The organism is Psychrobacter sp. W2-37-MNA-CIBAN-0211 (assembly GCF_040309405.1).
In the GTDB taxonomy this organism is placed as follows: Bacteria; Pseudomonadota; Gammaproteobacteria; order Pseudomonadales; family Moraxellaceae; genus Psychrobacter; species Psychrobacter glaciei.
In genome coordinates, this window is record NZ_JBEOOU010000420.1 from 1 (window position 1) to 251 (window position 251).

At 47.0% G+C, this 251-nt stretch carries 1 protein-coding gene; it reads left to right on the forward strand.

Features of this window, described 5'->3' with window-relative positions; all coding sequences use genetic code 11:
- Positions 1 to 251, forward strand: a 251-nt coding sequence (locus AAEY72_RS15720; protein WP_352311562.1) for a hypothetical protein, incomplete at both ends; no start/stop codon positions are given.

Genomic DNA, 251 nt, shown 5'->3' on the forward strand with positions numbered 1-251 from the left:
CATGTGGGACTTTGCGTCAGTACGTGATTTTGCAGCAGCAAACTATGCTTCTGCAGTAAGCGGTGATTGTGGTAATGGCTTCTGCCCTTCAACAAACTATGCAGCTGAAACAGACCGTTACACTGAAGAGGAATCACAAGCCGTTTATGTACAGTACAACTACGATAATGAAATTGCCGGCATGCCATATGACGTGCATTTCGGACTTCGTTATGAGCAAACTGATGTCACCTCGACCGCAGCCGTTGCTG